19 protein-coding genes and 3 pseudogenes are annotated in these 15,438 nt (G+C 47.5%); 3 read left to right on the top strand and 19 right to left on the bottom strand.

Annotated elements, in window-relative coordinates; translation table 11 throughout:
• The 8 genes and pseudogenes from DW720_RS02650 to DW720_RS02685 all read right to left on the bottom strand — a co-directional run.
• Positions 1 to 182, bottom strand: a pseudogene (locus tag DW720_RS02650) (virulence-associated protein E); the annotation flags it as partial.
• Complete coding sequence (locus DW720_RS02655; protein WP_118749247.1) at positions 151 to 795, bottom strand: CHC2 zinc finger domain-containing protein; 645 nt, start codon at positions 793 to 795, stop codon at positions 151 to 153. The pseudogene DW720_RS02650 and the gene DW720_RS02655, both read right to left, overlap by 32 nt.
• A 64-nt stretch (positions 796 to 859) precedes the next feature.
• Entirely contained in the window at positions 860 to 2,440 is a 1,581-nt protein-coding gene (mobQ, locus tag DW720_RS02660) for a MobQ family relaxase (RefSeq protein ID WP_002584325.1), read from the bottom strand.
• Between the two features lie 196 nt (positions 2,441 to 2,636).
• Complete coding sequence (locus DW720_RS02665; protein ID WP_002584326.1) at positions 2,637 to 3,182, bottom strand: AAA family ATPase; 546 nt, start codon at positions 3,180 to 3,182, stop codon at positions 2,637 to 2,639.
• A 214-nt stretch (positions 3,183 to 3,396) separates the two neighbouring features.
• Positions 3,397 to 4,857: an Lsa family ABC-F type ribosomal protection protein gene (locus DW720_RS02670; protein ID WP_002584327.1), complete on the bottom strand. Its 1,461-nt coding sequence runs from the start codon at positions 4,855 to 4,857 to the stop codon at positions 3,397 to 3,399.
• Positions 4,858 to 5,603: 746 nt separating this feature from the next.
• Positions 5,604 to 5,900, bottom strand: coding sequence for a DUF3847 domain-containing protein (locus tag DW720_RS02675; protein WP_002584328.1), 297 nt, complete (start codon positions 5,898 to 5,900; stop codon positions 5,604 to 5,606).
• Positions 5,893 to 6,234 (bottom strand): DeoR family transcriptional regulator, encoded by a 342-nt coding sequence (locus DW720_RS02680; RefSeq protein WP_002584329.1) that lies wholly within the window; start codon positions 6,232 to 6,234, stop codon positions 5,893 to 5,895. The genes DW720_RS02675 and DW720_RS02680 overlap by 8 nt, the downstream gene beginning before the upstream one ends.
• Positions 6,231 to 6,419, bottom strand: coding sequence for a hypothetical protein (locus DW720_RS02685; protein WP_002584330.1), 189 nt, complete (start codon positions 6,417 to 6,419; stop codon positions 6,231 to 6,233). The genes DW720_RS02680 and DW720_RS02685 overlap by 4 nt, the downstream gene beginning before the upstream one ends.
• 483 nt (positions 6,420 to 6,902) lie before the next feature.
• Between DW720_RS02685 and DW720_RS02695 the strand changes: the two genes are divergently transcribed.
• The gene (locus DW720_RS02695; RefSeq protein ID WP_002584331.1) at positions 6,903 to 7,709 is read left to right on the top strand and encodes a helix-turn-helix transcriptional regulator; all 807 of its coding nucleotides are present in this window, start codon (positions 6,903 to 6,905) and stop codon (positions 7,707 to 7,709) included.
• Between the two features lie 118 nt (positions 7,710 to 7,827).
• Here the strand turns inward: DW720_RS02695 and DW720_RS02700 are convergent, their stop codons facing one another.
• The 10 genes and pseudogenes from DW720_RS02700 to DW720_RS02745 all read right to left on the bottom strand — a co-directional run bounded on the left by DW720_RS02700 (position 7,828) and on the right by DW720_RS02745 (position 13,073).
• On the bottom strand, positions 7,828 to 8,319 hold the full coding sequence (locus tag DW720_RS02700) for an aminoglycoside-2''-adenylyltransferase (RefSeq protein WP_002584332.1): 492 nt from the start codon (positions 8,317 to 8,319) through the stop codon (positions 7,828 to 7,830).
• Positions 8,320 to 8,370: 51 nt separating this feature from the next.
• Positions 8,371 to 8,748 (bottom strand): TnpV protein, encoded by a 378-nt coding sequence (locus DW720_RS02705; protein ID WP_002584333.1) that lies wholly within the window; start codon positions 8,746 to 8,748, stop codon positions 8,371 to 8,373.
• Positions 8,708 to 8,980, bottom strand: coding sequence for a helix-turn-helix domain-containing protein (locus DW720_RS02710; protein WP_002584334.1), 273 nt, complete (start codon positions 8,978 to 8,980; stop codon positions 8,708 to 8,710). The genes DW720_RS02705 and DW720_RS02710 overlap by 41 nt, the downstream gene beginning before the upstream one ends.
• Before the next feature lie 160 nt (positions 8,981 to 9,140).
• Positions 9,141 to 9,293 (bottom strand): annotated as a pseudogene (locus tag DW720_RS02715) (Maff2 family protein); the annotation flags it as partial.
• 63 nt (positions 9,294 to 9,356) lie between these two features.
• Positions 9,357 to 10,190 (bottom strand): annotated as a pseudogene (locus DW720_RS02720) (TraM recognition domain-containing protein); the annotation flags it as partial.
• Between the two features lie 94 nt (positions 10,191 to 10,284).
• The gene (locus DW720_RS02725; protein WP_097771823.1) at positions 10,285 to 10,650 is read right to left on the bottom strand and encodes a hypothetical protein; all 366 of its coding nucleotides are present in this window, start codon (positions 10,648 to 10,650) and stop codon (positions 10,285 to 10,287) included.
• 78 nt (positions 10,651 to 10,728) lie between these two features.
• Complete coding sequence (locus DW720_RS02730; protein WP_104732841.1) at positions 10,729 to 10,923, bottom strand: transposon-encoded TnpW family protein; 195 nt, start codon at positions 10,921 to 10,923, stop codon at positions 10,729 to 10,731.
• Positions 10,924 to 10,966: 43 nt separating this feature from the next.
• Positions 10,967 to 11,830, bottom strand: a complete 864-nt coding sequence (locus tag DW720_RS02735; RefSeq protein WP_118316715.1) for an ATP-binding protein — start codon at positions 11,828 to 11,830, stop codon at positions 10,967 to 10,969.
• Positions 11,827 to 12,561 carry a phage replisome organizer N-terminal domain-containing protein gene (locus DW720_RS02740; RefSeq protein ID WP_014081139.1) on the bottom strand — a complete coding sequence of 245 codons (735 nt, stop codon included), beginning with the start codon at positions 12,559 to 12,561 and terminating at the stop codon, positions 11,827 to 11,829. The genes DW720_RS02735 and DW720_RS02740 overlap by 4 nt, the downstream gene beginning before the upstream one ends.
• Positions 12,562 to 12,674: 113 nt before the next feature.
• On the bottom strand, positions 12,675 to 13,073 hold the full coding sequence (locus DW720_RS02745) for a cysteine-rich VLP domain-containing protein (RefSeq protein WP_117499034.1): 399 nt from the start codon (positions 13,071 to 13,073) through the stop codon (positions 12,675 to 12,677).
• 126 nt (positions 13,074 to 13,199) lie between these two features.
• On the opposite strand from DW720_RS02745, the gene DW720_RS02750 reads away from it, so the two are divergent.
• Together DW720_RS02750 and DW720_RS02755 are read left to right on the top strand one after the other, a co-directional pair.
• Positions 13,200 to 13,478 carry a type II toxin-antitoxin system RelB/DinJ family antitoxin gene (locus tag DW720_RS02750; RefSeq protein ID WP_005924829.1) on the top strand — a complete coding sequence of 93 codons (279 nt, stop codon included), beginning with the start codon at positions 13,200 to 13,202 and terminating at the stop codon, positions 13,476 to 13,478.
• Entirely contained in the window at positions 13,475 to 13,765 is a 291-nt protein-coding gene (locus tag DW720_RS02755; protein ID WP_002596328.1) for a type II toxin-antitoxin system YafQ family toxin, read from the top strand. Before DW720_RS02750 ends, DW720_RS02755 begins: the two co-directional genes overlap by 4 nt.
• 107 nt (positions 13,766 to 13,872) lie before the next feature.
• Here DW720_RS02755 and mobQ (DW720_RS02760) read toward each other — a convergent pair whose 3' ends face one another.
• The gene (gene mobQ, locus DW720_RS02760; protein ID WP_118316716.1) at positions 13,873 to 15,318 is read right to left on the bottom strand and encodes a MobQ family relaxase; all 1,446 of its coding nucleotides are present in this window, start codon (positions 15,316 to 15,318) and stop codon (positions 13,873 to 13,875) included.
• Positions 15,319 to 15,438: the final 120 nt, after the last annotated feature.

Genomic DNA, 15,438 nt, shown 5'->3' on the forward strand with positions numbered 1-15,438 from the left:
ATGGGCTTTATGATGTCCTTGCGGTCAGTCAGGATGTTGTATGCGATAGCCCCTGAAAGCAGAGGGTCACGTTGGAATACGGTCAGGCAGTTCCGTATGCTCTGACGGACACCGCCTTTCTCGGTGGTTTCCAGCCCCGCCTTGATTTCCTCAACGCTCTGGGGCGGCTGCATGGCGTTCATAGTGTTTTTTAGTTCTTGCTGCGTCTGCGGCTGCAAGTTCTGCCATTCGCTGTTCAAGCTGTATCACATCCTTTCCGTAGTCCGTAATCAAATCCGCTTTTTCCTCTGTTTCCCCGAACAGCAGCACATCCAGCAGATATTCCACTTGGGCTTGCTTCTGTAAGGCTTCCACAAACCGGGGATGAAAGGCTTCCTCCGGGGAGTGCGGGGCGTAGTCCGTTCTCCATGCCATCAGCAGATGGAGATAATCGGCAAGAATACGGAAGCAGCGATTCTTTGCTTCCTGAAACTGTTCCTCCGGGGATTTCTGCCGGGTCTTGGGCTTTTTTACCTTTCCCGGCGGTTTCCAGTCCTCATAGGAAAGCCCGAAGTCCTGTGCCAGCTGTACGGCGGCTTCTTTCTTTCCCAGCCCATACAGGGCGGCGGCAAAATCAATCACATCCCCATCCGCACCGCAGCCGAAGCAGTGGTAACGCCGATCCAGCTTCATGCTTGGGGTTTTATCGTTATGGAACGGGCAGCAAGCCATCCCGTTCCGACCTACATGGATTCCATAATGCTCCGCAGCCTGTCTTGTTGTGACGGACTGCTTCACAGCTTCAAATACATTCAAATCTATCCCTCCTTGAAAAAAGAAAAGCACCTGACATTCTCTAATTGAAAATGGCAAGTGCCTGTTAAAGTTCCATATCCTGTTGTCTGTGTTTCTCCTGTGCCGGGGCGGTTCTTTGTGCTTTTTTCTCGTCAGTCTTATCCTGCAAGACTTCTTTGATGGGCTGCTTCTTGGGCGGCTCTTTGCTTTCCTCTGTGCCGGGTGTGGCTTTCCGTACCCAGTAGCGGATGTCCCGCAGCTTCTTCAAATCCTCCTGTACCTCGGTCAGTGGTACTTTCAGCTCTGCGATTTCGCTGAGAAGCGTTTCCTGCTCCTGTTGCAACTCATTTTTCGTTTTATCCTTATCGTCCGGGTGCTTGGCAAGGTAGTCAGCGGCTTTCTCATACCGGGCAACCTCCGGGTGTTCCTGTTTGAATTTCCCCTTTATTTTCTTAAAAAATATCTTCTGGTACTTCTCATAGACAGCCTTACATTCCTTGCAGTCTGTCCGGCTGGCAAGAATCCCGTCAATCACTTTGCTGCGGGCTTCCTTTGGCTTCATCTGATTGCGGTAATCTGCGGCTGATTTCCCGGAAGATTCCAGAAACGCTTCTAAGTCCTCCACAGTGGAAAGCCCCTTTTGCCGGAGATAGGACAGGGCTTCGCTGACTGCCTTTAAGTCCTGTGAAGTTCCCCGGTTCTGTCCAGCCCTTGTCCAGTCCTTCCGTTCTTCCTTTCGTATCTCCATATACTTCATCAGCAGATTGGGAAGAAGTGTCGCTTCCTCCGCCGCTTTTTGTGCAAGCAGCTCCTTCCGTTTTTCTCCCAGCTCGGTAATCCAGCCTTTGAGGTTTTGGATAAGCTGCCGGATGGACTTCATCAGGCGGTTGGCGGCTCTGATTTCCCGGTTCAGGTTGCCGATATTCGTCTGGATACCTCGCTTTTCCATCTGCCGGACAGCAGTCCCCTCATGGACAGTGGGGACTATATCAAGCCCCTGTCTGGCATAGGAACGCAAGTCCACACGCTCCGGGCGGTCATTGGCGTCCAGATAGCGGTTCTGGATAACCTCCCATTCATGCCGCCAGATTTCACAATACTTCTGGTCGTTCCAGTCCACCGTATCCTCCTTGTGGCTTTTCCACCTGCCGGACGGCAGCTTTATCCGTTCCCCATTCTCGTCAAGGTCATAAACCTTGCGGCTCTTGGGAAGCCATTTTCCATGTTCATCCATTGCCCGCATGGTCAGCAGGACATGGGCGTGGGGATTGTGTCCCGGCGGATGGGGGTCATGGATGGCAAAATCAGCAATCATGCCTTTGGAAACAAACTGCTGTTCACAAAACTCCCGTACAAGGACAGCGTACTGGTCGGGCGGTATCTCTCTGGGAATGGTAAGCACCCACCGCCTTGCAAGCTGGGAGTTCCATTGCTTTTCCACCGCTTCGGCGGCATTCCATAAAGTATTGCGGTCTGCATATTCCTGTGGAGCATTTGCCGGGAGCAGGATTTCATTGTGGACGATACCACGCTTTTCCGGGTAGTGCTTTACTTGCTGGTCGTATTCACAGAACAGCTTTTCGCCGCTTTGGTAAGCAGCGGCGGCAACCGCAGACTGCCGCTGGCTGCGCTGAACAATCGTGATTTCGTTGTGTGGACAAGGCATTTCGTGTCCCTCCTTTCGCTAATTGGTGGATGGGGTGGCGTTTTACCACCTCATTTTGGGCAGAAAAAAAGCAGGAGACCTTTTTCAGATTTCCTGCTCGGTGTGCCACTGTGTGAGCGGCGGGTATTTAGTTGTAAAAGTTCGGGACAAGTTGACCCGATGTAAAGCTAACAAACTGGAATTGCACCAAAACAATCTAAGACAACAACGCTGCCCTACTTGCGATTTTTTCTTGTACTGCGGAAACAGTTTCTTGAATGGAATAAGTGGTCGTATCTATAACATTCGATTCATATATTCCCAGATTGCAAAATTGCTCCCACATGGTTTCTACCAATTCGATATTTGTCTTTCGGTCTAACTTTGAGCGTTCAACAGCTCGCTTCAAGGTTTCTTCCTTACTTGCCCTTAAAATAATATAATGCACCTCATAATGTTCCCGAACAAGACTTTGCCACGGCTTTAAAAACCACGGTCCGATAATACCGTCAACAATTACATCATATCCACCACGAGCATATCGCTTCGCAGCTTCTAAAAACGCTTCAATGACAATCAAATTTTGCTCATTTGATTCTGGCAAATGCGGTGGTATTGCCCCTTTACTCAAATAATGATAAAAGTCATCTGTGTGCATATGCACAGACTTTTCCAAATCTGATTCTTTTGCAACAGCAGATGCCGTTGTAGTTTTTCCTGTCCCCGGCGCACCTGTGATTACAATAATTCTACCTTGATTCATCTATATTTTACCTCCACAAATTACGATTTTCTTAATTCTACAAACTGGAATTTGAGTCTCTGTAAAGCTGGAATTAACCCATACAATTATTTTAATTTAGAGGTTCTTACGCAATTATCCGTATTTTGTAATTTTTCAATACTGGAATGCCAGTGTAAATCAGCATTCTCCATTTTTATTAAAGCGAAAAACGTAAAATTGCGGAAGAACCAATTTAGATATTCACAATTTTACTTGCCACAGTATCTCGAAAAACACTGTCATGTTCTACCAGGAGCATGGTCGGGGCAAACTCCGTTATGAGTTGTTCAATCTGCATACGTGAGTACACATCAATAAAGTTGAGCGGTTCATCCCATACATACAAGTGTGCCTTTTCACAAAGGCTTTTCGCAATTAGGACTTTCTTCTTTTGCCCGCCAGAAAAGTCTTTAATATCCTTTTCAAACTGTACACGCTCAAAGTCCATTTTCCTAAGAATTGCCTTGAACAAACTTTCATCAAGGTTGTTTTCTTCTGCAAACTCGGAAAGGGTTCCACATAAATACGATGTATCCTGTGGCACATAAGAAATTACAAGCCCAGAGCCAAGTGTTACTGTACCCGTATAATCTATGGACTGCCCGACTACCAACTTTAACAGGCTACTTTTGCCACTGCCGTTCTTTCCATCAAGCACAATGCGTTCTCCCTGTCTTATTTCAAACGAAACGGGTTCACAAACTGAAATGCCATCATAATAAACTACTACATTCGATAATGATGCAAGCAAATCTGTATGGTAATTAAGCGGTTGTATCTTGAGGGCTTCTGCGGTTTCCATATTTTTCAGCAATGCTGATTTTTGTTCGATTGTCTGTTGTTGTCTCGCTTCTATAGATTTTGAACGCTTCATCATTTTGGCGGCTTTATGACCGACATAACCTTTATCTGCTGCCCCAATTTTGGAAGCTTCTACACGTTCAGACCATACTGCAGCGCGTTTTGCCGACTGCTGTAATCGTCTGATGTCCTTTTGCAAACGTTCGTTCTGAGCCAGTTCAAATTCTTGCTGTCGCTCAAAATTTGACATCCATGATGAAAAGTTTCCTCTTTGCACTTCGATATTCGCTCGGTTAATCGATAGAATATAGTCAACACAATCGTCAAGAAAGCGACGATCGTGAGAAACTAAGATGAATCCCTTTTTCTTTTTCAGATATGCCGCCACACTTTTTCTCGCTTTGGCATCCAAATGGTTGGTAGGTTCATCAATCAGTAGGAAATGCCCTTCATTAAGAAAAAGAGCGGCAATCAAAACCTTTGTCTGCTCTCCGTTGGAAAGTGTTTCAAAAGGTCGCCAAAGCACATCGACATCAACATCAAGATAAGAAAGTTCTCGCATAAGTTCCCATTCTTCCGCAAGTGGGCAAATCTCCTGCAATATATCCTCTGTAATACGATTCTTATCTGAAACGGGATAAGGAAAATAATCAAACTGTACGGATGATAGGATTTTTCCACTATACTCATATTTCCCAAGCAGAAGATTCAGAAAGGTTGTTTTACCTCGTCCGTTTCTGCCCACAAAACCAAGCTTCCAATCGGTATCAACCTGGAAACTGACATTTTCAAAAACATTATCATAACTTGTCGGATATGAAAACGTAAGGTTTTCAATTTTAATCATTGACATAAATATTATCCTCCTTTGCATGTCATACGATACAAAGTCGGTTCGGTGAATGTTTACTACGTATAGATTTCACCAAAAGGAACCGACACTATACGGAGTGAATCATGTGTAACTATCTGTTCTGCACTATTCATAAAGCACCTCCAAAACAAAATAAGAGCCACAAGAAAGTTTATCCTTGCAGCTCGTCATAGCATAAAATAACACCACTAAGCAAAAGTGGCAACAGCACTATATTGAGTAAGATAGACATATAACTTTCTTGCAATAGACACAATAATGCCAAAGTATAGCACTACCGCATATTTTGATTTTATTTGCAAGAAAAGTTAATCATCTTCCCACCTCTTTCTAAATTTCAAAATATTATACCATAAATCGCAGGCAAATACAAGTGGTTATAAAAATTTAACAAATCGCTTATAATACAATCATATAACTTTACGCATTCCTTACTGACCGTAAAATTCCGATTTATTGCTGACTTTATTATACTTTATTGCCTATCGAAAAGATAGCATATTTTATGAAACTTGTCGGCTGGGAACAGCTTGCAACGCAAGGTGTCCCCAGATGACAAGTCCACAAAAGGGTAGCTGGCGGTAGCCAGCGCAGGGGAAGCGTAGCGTCCCCTGTATGATTTGGAGCAGACCATGACTGCGAAAAATCACAGCCCTCCGGCAAGGAGCCTTCGGAGAACGCAATGCACCAACCTTTGGGTGGTGTATAATTGCGCCCTTAGTAAACTAAGGGGTTTCCGGCTTCTCACGTTCCAGCAGTTTCTTCAATAGTTCCTGCGTGTCCTGCCTGTGAAAAATGAGTGTCAACAACAGCATGACATCATCATCTGTCAGGCGTTCCGGCTCTTGCAGAAAACTTTCCAGCATACCGCCACGAGTACAGAGCCGGTGTGTCCGTTCTTTTCGGGTAAGCTGCTTTAGCTGGTGCTGCAATGCCTTTTCATCATTGATGGCTTTCCGCAGTTTCTTTTCACTCTTTTCCAACTCTCGGTTGAGCTTTTCCAGCTTTGAGGTATCAGGCAAGGGCAGCGTCCTCCTTTCCCGGTATCAGCACATAAATCCTGTTTGGTTCTCCAACGCCCTGACGCACTCGCATGATCAGTCCGGCGGTTTCCAGTTCATTCAGAGAACGCTTGACCGTCATGGGGCTGCGGGACAGGACTGCGGCAATGGCTGTGACAGGGAAGCAGATAAACAGGATTCCGTTCTCGTCCTCCTGTCCGTTGGATAGCATAGCGTCCAACATCCGGCAGTACATGACCTTTGCGGTGCTGCTGACTGGAAATCCTGTCAACGCTCTGGGAAAGGGCATACAGGGCGGCAACGGTGTGCCTATCGTCATAAATTCAAAATTCATTCGGTGTGTTCCTCCTTTTTCTTTGCTCTTTTGGATAAATAACGGGGGCAGTCAACCACAACCGCCCGGAAGCTCTGCTTGCACCCATGCTTGCATTTCCGGCATAATTCGTTGTAAGTGACACGCCCCCGGTCATTGAGGTAAAAAGAAAGCTCATGCTTCCTCTTTTTGCTCATTCTCGGCATATTGCGTTTCCTCCCGTTTTAGTGTATAGTTTCGGGGCGATTTTCGGCAAAATTACGGTCATAGAGCCGTCTAAAATCTCCAGAAGTATCAGCAATAGGGTAGACTATCCCCCTATCAGATTGTCGTGTTTCGGTATCATTTCGGTATCAGTTCGCCAGTTCTCCCCGGTGTCGTTCCTCCCCTGAATCTCACAGCGGCGTATCGCTCCCTTTGGTACGCTCGTTTCGGTCAGGGTTCCTCCACATCCCTGCCAAAAGTCATGGCGCTACATCGCCGGGGAAGCATATCCCACACAGGCTGGTCATTCGATTGGAATAATCCATCGATGAACTACCTGTATCATAGAACATTTTTGTGCCCTGTGCCGTATGTCCACAAAGTAGGAATTAAGGGTAAAAATCAGAAATTTCCACGATTGCGGAAAGTATGATATAATCCAGTTAAGCGGCAGTAATGAAACCGCCGGAAAGGAGCGTGCGCCCATGAAAGGAGCGACAAGCATACAGGAACGCCTTTGGGAACTCCGCAAGGACAAAGGCTTAAATCTGGAAGAATTATCAGAGCTGACGGGCATTTCCAAATCAGCTCTTGGCAGTTATGAAAAAGAGGATTATAAGGAAATCAATCATGGCAACCTTATCACGCTGGCAGACTTCTATGGGGTTTCCGTTGATTATCTGCTGTGCCGGACAGAGAACCGGGAGCAGATCAACACGCCACTAACAGAGCTGCATTTGAATGATGAGATGGTGGCACTTCTGAAAGGCGGTCGGATTAACAACCGTCTGCTCTGTGAGCTTGCCACTCATAAGGACTTTATCAAGTTTCTTGCGGACATTGAGATTTATGTAGATGGGATTGCCACCATGCAGATTCAAAACCTCAACGCCCTTGTCGATACTGTCCGGCATGAAATCATTGAACGGTATCGCCCCGGCGAAGACGACCCGCATTTGAAAGTGCTGCAAGCCGCCCATATCAGCGATGATGAATATTTCAGCCACATGGTTCTTGATGACCTCAATCTCATTATCCGGGATATTCGGGAAGCCCACAAAAAGGACAGCGAGAGTGCGCCCCAGACCACCGTTGCCGATGAATTGAAAGAAAATTTGGAAGCGGTTGAAAATTTCAAGGGCAGTCGGGATGAAAAGCTGGTTGTCCTTTACTGCAAGCAGCTCGGCATCAACTATAAAAATCTGTCAGACGAAGAATTTCGCTGGCTCATTCGGATTCTACAAAAATCAAAGAAAACAGGAACTCCTATCAGTCAAAGGAAAAAACGGTAAAGAAAAACCGCTGTTGCATGGTTGTGTTTGCTTCCATGTAGCAGCGGTTGGTGCTATACTTATTCAGTTAAAATTTCAAAGCGATAAAGTGGAATTTATCTTAGAAATTACAGCAATGTTATTTTGATAAACTTTCAAGAATTGAAATATCATGCTTATCTTTATCTCTTAATTCATAACCTGAATGGAAAACTCTTTGGCCTTTTAAGGATATACAAGGAATTGTTTTTCCTTCAAAAAAAGCACTACCAAAGTAATCTTTTTCAAACTCATACCAGCCACCCTCTAAATCAGCTTGTTTTGAAGTTCCGTCCTCACTTAAAACGAACGGGTGAATGTCTAAGTAACCAAGTTCATCACTATATAACTCTATTCTAACCGGTTTCCAGTCTGTATCAATTTTATAGCCCAGATTCAAAAGCACATTTAACAATTTTTCCGTATGTTGAGCATCAAAATTTATATCTATATCTCTATGAATTCTTGTTTGTTTACCAGCTAAAATATCTACACCCCATCCGCCATCCAACCAGTATGTAATTCCAGTATTTTCGAATAATTCTATTACTTTCATTAAATCTTCTTTTGTTGTTATTTCTTTTCTACCCATACAAAGTCTCCTTTACAACTTCTAATTTGTAATAATCATTCTACCATACCGTTATGAATAAATCATCTCATGTAAAACAATTTCTTCTGCCCGGTTGTGAATGTTATTGCAACGCTGCACCCATTCCATTTGACGGGTACGCTTCAATTCCTCGGTCACGCCCTCGGCAGCTTTCATCTGCTCCATGATGGTGTCTAACCGTTTCTGTGCCTGTTCGTTCAGGTCTGCAAGATATGTCCACAATTCCCCGGTCAGGGTCAATGTGTGTAATCTGGCTGGGCAGACTTCTCTTAAATATTCCCGGTGCATCCGTCCGTACTTTCCGATGGGGCGGTGTTCCTCCGGCAACTTCAAGTCCGGGATGTAGTAATCTCCAACAAGGATATAATCAATTCCGTTTTCTTTTATTCTTGGTTTCAATTCGCTCATGTTCCTTACCTCCTGTGGAAGCAGGCTCGTCTGGTACTAACTCAATCACATCGGTAATCTCACAATTCAGCGTTTCACAGATACGGGCTAATGTATCCATGCTGATGTGCTTTCCCTCTTTGCTCATGTTGGCAATCATATTTGTTGTCATACCAGCGGCAAGCCTTAAATCCTCTTTTCTCATATCACGCTCTAACAGTGTGTGCCAGAGTGGTTTATAGCTGATGTGCATATTGTTTTCCTGCCTTTCTATCCATACCACCGGAGCGGCTGCCCCGGCAGGAACTTTTCTCTTATTATAGCACCAATCTTGTGAAATCACAATTTATTCTTGTAGCCTGCCGCTGATACCGTCTGGATTGGCTTTTCCTTTCTTTTTGTTCCCTTTAATTAGCCATGAACTGCTTCATGCCCTGGCTCTTTGCGCCCGGATTGTCGTTGCCGTAACCCTCCATGAGGTTAATGGCACCCCAAATGCCAAGACCTGCGCCAAGCGCGATAACCAAAGTCTGCAATACACCAACTGCGCTGTTGAAAAACTCCATATAAACCTCGCTTTCTGCCGCTGTGCGGCTCAAAAAAAGTTGTTGAAAATGAAAATGCCGCCGTTATTCCTCGGCGGCTGCGTCCTCGTCGGACAAATCTATTTCGTATATGTCAAAGGCTTCATCGGGCTTTACGATTGCCGGACGGGTAGACATATACCGTTCCACGTCAAAAGCGTTTCTTTTGTCGAAGTCGGAAAGGTATTTGTAGTTCGGGTGTTTCGTGATGTCGTATTTGTCGCTTAAAAAGGGACGCACACCGCGTAGCTGCAAAATACATTTCCCACCGTCCATAACTGCTATTTCGTCCTGTGTCATCAGCTCCTTTCCTAATTTTTGATAAGTAAGTCCATGAGAAACCTGCGTGCCGCGATTTTCGGAAGTATTGAAACTGTCGATTGTTTCCCGTCCCAAGTTATCCGAAATATCCTTTGCATTTTTCCCACGTCCTCCCAAAAACAAGGTGCTGTCGGCATTATCAAGTATGATTTCTGCCGCGTCCTTGTAAATGGCTTTTAGTTGGCTCTGCGATTGCAGAATGATAGAAGCGGACATTTCCCTGCTGCGAATGGTCGCAATTAACTTATCAAAGCGGGGTATCTGCCCGATGTTGGCAAATTCATCAAGCAAAAACCGGACATGAATAGGCAATTTGCCGTTGTATTCGTCGTCCGCTTTATCACAAAGCAAATTGAAAAGCTGCGATTGCAGAATAGCGATAACAAAATTAAAGGTGTCGTCGGTATCGCTCATTATGAGGAAAAGCGCGGTTTTCCTGTCGCCCAATGTATCAAGTTCCAATTCATCATAGGACATGAGTTCCCGGAGTTCCTCTATATCAAAAGGGGCAAGACGCGCACCGCAAGAAATAAGGATTGACTTTGCCGTTTTGCCGGAGACAAATTGTCAAGGACTTTTTAATCAAATTCACAAAAATCTACAAAAAAGGTGCCAGAAGCACCGTATGGCTCCTGACACCTCGTTTGATAGATTACATTTTTCCGTTCAGCAGGTCTTTGCAGAGATACGCATAGTCTGGCAGCTGGTTGATATATGGCTCCCAGCGCCGCTTGATTTCGGCCAATTCCAGCGGATCGGCTGCTTCCAGTGCATGATCGTTGCCTGTCATATATAAAACATCCGTAGCAACATCATCCAAACACCTGCCGCAGAGATCGGCGGCTGATTCGATTCTGATACCGGTATCCACATAGACTGGATTGACGCCAATCGCCAGCCAGACATAGCCTACCTTGTCCGACCAGAGCAGTTCAAAATCAGGGCTTTGCCGCAGATGTTCCGCAAAGACCTCCTTTACTCGTTCAATTTCATGCTTCTCTTTTTCTGTGTACAGCATTTTCATGTCCTCCTTGGCTAAAAGTTTTGGCGTGTACCATCATCAGTTTAGCACAAGGCGGCTTCGTTTATCAGTCTTTCACATCTGCTGAATTTCATTTTTGAGCATACGCTTGATTTTATCGCTCATGGTTTCTGTGCTGGTATTGCTGAAATGGACATGAACCTTGTAGGTTGTCTTACCGATTTTCTTTACCATCGCTGGCGTGTTTTCCGGCGCTCTGGACGCAGTAGCGGCGTCTGACACCTGCATAGTACGGGGTTCTTTGTTCATGGCGCTCCTTTCTCCGAACGGGTCTGTGCCACCCGGTAAAAAATCAGTCGTGCTTACTGTTTACAATGTCTTTTGCTGCCTGTCGTGTAGCACCGGCATTTTCTTCCCGGAAATTCTTCCCGTCAAAGAGAATCGGCGCACACCGTTCCAGAATACGGTCATAGATACGGGCGTGGGCCAGATCAGGCGGGTTTTTCAGCTCGGACAGTTTCAAGTTTGTTGTGATAATCATGGGTCTGCGGCTGCGATAGCGGCTGTCAATGACGAAAAACATCTGCTCCATAGCATATTCGGTACTGCGCTCTACTCCCAGATCGTCAATGATAAGCAAGTCATATTCATCAAAGCTGGCAATAAACTCTGACCTGTCCTCAGAGAACATCCCGGTCAGGCGGTTCAGAATGGTGGGAAAGTTCGTCATCAGCACCGGCACATCCCGGTCAAGCAAAGCATTGGCAATACATCCGGCGAAAAAAGACTTGCCGGTTCCCACATCTCCAAATAGCAAAAGCCCGATATTGCTCTTATATGCCTCTTTCCAGTTCTCCACATAGGCGTGAGCCTTGTCCATCAATGGGTTTTGCCCGTTATCATTGGAAAATGTGTAGTCATACAGATAACGGTCTTGCAAGCCCTGTGCCTTTCGGCGTTTGATACGCTCCATACAGCGCTGCCGTTCTTCAGCAGCCTTGCGCTGCTCCTCAGCCTCCCGCTGGCACTGGCAGATGCAGCGGGGCATAAAGTAGCCGGATTTCCCGAAGCATGGCACAACGGTCTGCCTCTGGCCGCCGCATTTCTTACAGTGAATGAGCCCGTCTGACGGGTCTATATACTCGTCCCCGGCCAATTCCACACCGGCAGCTGCCTTGTCGATCAGCGCCCGGATTTCTGCGGTAATCTCAATCATACAGTTTCATCCTCCTTTACGCTGTAATCCCGGTTGCGGGTGGGCGGGGCCGCCTTTTTCGCGTCCTCACCGGCCCAGCGCCGAATGGTGGCTGCATGGCTCTGATAACGCTTGCCGGTAGAAGCCATGTACTCGGACAGCTTTTCGATGTACTGGCCCCATACAGTGGGAAAGCTGGCCTGCAAGTCTGCCAGTTCCTCGTCCGTCAGGAAAACATTCTGGTAACGGCCATAGGCGCGGGCGGAGCGTCCCTTCTCTATCTCTCTCTTTATCTCTATCTCTTTCTCTAACTCTATCTCTATCTCTGGTGGACGAATGTCGGACAAATGTCCGCCGTTTGTCCGGGGCGCAGAAAGAGCCTTATTTTGGAGCCTTGCAGCCCGCTTTCGCTCGGCCTCGGTAGAGGACTGGCCGATCAGCAGTTCAATATTGCTCATGTAGAAGGTGCCGCTGTCCAGCACTTCCACAAGGCCCAGCTTCAAAAAGATCTGCAAGGCTCTCTCCACAGTGCCGATCTGCTGGCGGGTAATGGTGGCGATCATCTGCGCCGTGTAAGGAATGTCCTCGTCAAGTTGAAGCCGTCCACCATGTTTCAGCGATTTCAGATACAGCTTGAGCAGAATGTTGGAATACAGCACACCATCCTGCATACTTTCCAGCAGCACGATGGAATCATCGTCAAAATAGTTTTCTTTGAGTTTCAGGTAATAATATTTTCGGTTGTCTGACATAGGGTTCCTCCTTGGGGTTTCTCTTGGGATTCTGTACGCATTTTATGGCCGTTTTAGGGGTCGGAGGATAAATCTATCAGCCTGCCTTTGACACCCTCGAAAAAAGCCTTGATTTACAAGGGTTTTTCAGCCCCTAAAGCGTGACATTTCTCCCGTTGTTTCCGCTTGCGCTTTGCGGCGTTGATCCGCTTCATGCGAGTGGAACATTCCGGGCAGTATTTGGCCCTGTTAGAACCGGGGGTAAACAGCGCCCCGCATACGGCGCATTTCTTCGCATTCAGCCGGTGGAACAGCGCCGTTTCCAGTTCCTTATCCTGCGGCAATACCGCCGTCCGAAACCACCTGCACAACAGGGAGTAGGAAATAGACTGGACACAGACACATTCCTCCCCATCGTCCAGGGCGATACAGTTTCCGTCGATGTAGTTACAGCACTCATGCACCAGCCTCCGCACTCTGCGGTACTGGCGGTAATCCATGACGGGGATAGGTTCAGACTTATTGTTCTTCATAAATGATTTCTTTCATAAAGTCGGTAACCTCCTTAAATGAATTTATTGTTAAATATTCGTGCAAAGTATTGTTTTCTTCGTGCAAATGGCATATACTATAATTGTCAGCAGAAAGGGGTTGATCGTATGGCTGGAAATACCACAAACATCAGTATCCGCATGGACGCAGATTTGAAAGCGCAGGCGGACGCATTGTTTACTGAACTTGGCATGAACCTGACTACGGCGTTTAACATCTTTGTGCGCCAGTCGCTTCGTGAAGGCGGCATTCCCTTTGAAGTAAGGCTGGAACAGCCGAACAAAGAAACGGTTGCTGCCATGCTGGAAGCGGAAAGGATTGCAAAAGACCCGTCTGTAAAGGGCTACAATGACCTTGACGAGTTATTTGCTGACCTGAAAAGATGAAAGAAACCAAATATACCGTCAAGTACACGACCAGTTTCAAAAAAGACTACAAACGAGCCATCAAGCGTGGCTTGAAGATCGAACTGCTGGAGCAGGTCGTAGCGTTGCTGGCGATGGGCGAACCGCTGCCGGATAAGAACCGTGACCATGACCTGTCCGGCGATTGGGCAGGCCATCGGGAATGTCACATTCTCCCGGACTGGCTGCTTGTCTACCGCATAGAAGATGATGTTCTGGTGCTGACGCTGGCCCGCACCGGCACACACAGCGACTTGTTCGGCAAATAAACAGTCTGCCGCCGTATGGGGAAACCTGTACGGCGGTTTTTCTGTGTGCAAAAGTATGTCGTGAAATGCGACGCACTTGACAGGGGTATGCCAAAATGCAGTATCCTTTACCGATCCGGCTCCCGGTCGTGAGGCTTGTCCCGTTCCTGTCTGGACAGCTGCTCGGCGGTTTTGCGGAGCCGTTCCACTGCTTTTAAATCCTCCCGCATGGATTTCATGGCAAGCGTGTCCGTCTGCTTTCCAGCGGCCAGCTGGTCAATTTCCCGCTGCCATGCCTTCGGGGTGATTGCCTCACCGCTGTCTTTCAGTTCTTTTAGATACCGGGCCGCTGCGTCATAGAGGATCAGTTCCCGGCTGTGGCACTGCTCAAACTGTTCCCGTTTTTCCGGCTTTACTTTGGCAAGCTGTTTGTGGATGGACTTGTACTGGTTGTACTGTTTCCACATCTCCCCGCGCTCGGTAAGGGTAGTGATCCGGCGCTCGGCCTTGACGATCTTTCCGCGCAGGTCATAGTAACGGCTGTTCATATCAGCGATTTTTTCATGAAGCTGCTGCATAGACTGGATGCCGTTTGCCTGCAAAAAGCTGAATAGTGCAGCGCTTTCCTGCAAAGCCCGGATTTTGCCGGTGCGGGTGCGGGGAGCGTTCAACTGCTGCTGGGCCTCCCACAAGGCGGTCAAGCTGCTTTGCTGTGTTTGTGGTTTTTCCGCTTCGTCTTTCGACCAGCGATAAAGACGGGTAATGCGGGCTTTGATTTCTTTCAGCAGCTTGTTGTCGGCAGCGATCTGCCGGTTTACTTCGCCCTTGTCGGTGCGGATGCCGCGCTTTTCCATTTGGCTGGCGGCTGGCCCCAGATGGACAGAGGGAATCTTATCAATGCCCTGCCGCTTATAGCTGCGATGGTCAATGCGCTCCGGTCTACCGGCAGATTCCAGCGCCCGGTTGGTGTAGGCTGCCCACGCTGCCCGCCAAATCTCCACATTTCCTTTATCGTTCCAATCGGTTGTATCCTCACGATGATTTTTCCAACCGCCTTTCCCATCCGGGATACGCTGTCCATTCTCGTCCAGATCGTATGCCTTGCGGCACTTTGCGCCCCACTGTCCATTTTCTTTCAGAGGCCGGAGCGTCAGCATGATATGGACATGAGGGTTGCCGGTTCCCTTGTCATGGATAGCAAAGTCGGCGCACATTCCTTTGTCTACAAAGTTGTCCTTCACATAGGCACGCACAAGGGCAAGCTGCTGTTCGCCGGACAGTTCACGGGGCAGGGCTGCTTCAATCTCGCGGGCAAGCTGGCTGTCCCTTGCTTTCTCGATTTGCTCCACGCTGTTCCAGAGGATAGATCGGTCTGCAAATTCCGGCGGTGCGTGGGCAGGCAGCATGATCTCCGCATGGACAATGCCGCCTTTCCGGGTGTAGTCGTGGGTCATTCCGTCCCATTCATTTGTCAGCTTGGTTCCGCTGCGGTAAGCAGCTGCGGCAACGGCAGAACGGCCCTCGCTGCGCTTGATGATACTGACGGGGATATGACAAAAATCTATGGGTGGCACCTCCTTTCGGCGGGGATATTTCAGGCTCCGTGGAGCCGAACAGACGCGAAGCGGGTGTTTAGCTGCGCGGGGCGCACAAGGGGTTTGGGGAGTGTAGCTCCCCATCGCGGACGAAGTACG

Source organism: Clostridium sp. AM27-28 (assembly GCF_003480955.1).
GTDB lineage: Bacteria > Bacillota > Clostridia > Lachnospirales > Lachnospiraceae > Otoolea > Otoolea fessa.

Bases quoted from the DNA above. Each gene is read 5' to 3' on its own strand.
- DW720_RS02725 (WP_097771823.1), bottom strand. From the start codon at position 10,650: ATGCTGTACACAGAAAAAGAGAAGCATGAAATTGAACGAGTAAAGGAG.
- DW720_RS02700 (WP_002584332.1), bottom strand. From the start codon at position 8,319: ATGGGTAGAAAAGAAATAACAACAAAAGAAGATTTAATGAAAGTAATA.
- DW720_RS02730 (WP_104732841.1), bottom strand. From the start codon at position 10,923: ATGAACAAAGAACCCCGTACTATGCAGGTGTCAGACGCCGCTACTGCG.
- DW720_RS02705 (WP_002584333.1), bottom strand. From the start codon at position 8,748: ATGAGCGAATTGAAACCAAGAATAAAAGAAAACGGAATTGATTATATC.
- DW720_RS02735 (WP_118316715.1), bottom strand. From the start codon at position 11,830: ATGATTGAGATTACCGCAGAAATCCGGGCGCTGATCGACAAGGCAGCT.
- DW720_RS02750 (WP_005924829.1), top strand. From the start codon at position 13,200: ATGGCTGGAAATACCACAAACATCAGTATCCGCATGGACGCAGATTTG.
- DW720_RS02670 (WP_002584327.1), bottom strand. From the start codon at position 4,857: ATGTCAATGATTAAAATTGAAAACCTTACGTTTTCATATCCGACAAGT.
- DW720_RS02745 (WP_117499034.1), bottom strand. From the start codon at position 13,073: ATGAAGAACAATAAGTCTGAACCTATCCCCGTCATGGATTACCGCCAG.
- mobQ (WP_002584325.1), bottom strand. From the start codon at position 2,440: ATGCCTTGTCCACACAACGAAATCACGATTGTTCAGCGCAGCCAGCGG.
- DW720_RS02680 (WP_002584329.1), bottom strand. From the start codon at position 6,234: ATGAATTTTGAATTTATGACGATAGGCACACCGTTGCCGCCCTGTATG.
- DW720_RS02710 (WP_002584334.1), bottom strand. From the start codon at position 8,980: ATGCACATCAGCTATAAACCACTCTGGCACACACTGTTAGAGCGTGAT.
- DW720_RS02685 (WP_002584330.1), bottom strand. From the start codon at position 6,419: ATGCCGAGAATGAGCAAAAAGAGGAAGCATGAGCTTTCTTTTTACCTC.
- DW720_RS02755 (WP_002596328.1), top strand. From the start codon at position 13,475: ATGAAAGAAACCAAATATACCGTCAAGTACACGACCAGTTTCAAAAAA.
- DW720_RS02665 (WP_002584326.1), bottom strand. From the start codon at position 3,182: ATGAATCAAGGTAGAATTATTGTAATCACAGGTGCGCCGGGGACAGGA.
- DW720_RS02740 (WP_014081139.1), bottom strand. From the start codon at position 12,561: ATGTCAGACAACCGAAAATATTATTACCTGAAACTCAAAGAAAACTAT.
- DW720_RS02695 (WP_002584331.1), top strand. From the start codon at position 6,903: ATGAAAGGAGCGACAAGCATACAGGAACGCCTTTGGGAACTCCGCAAG.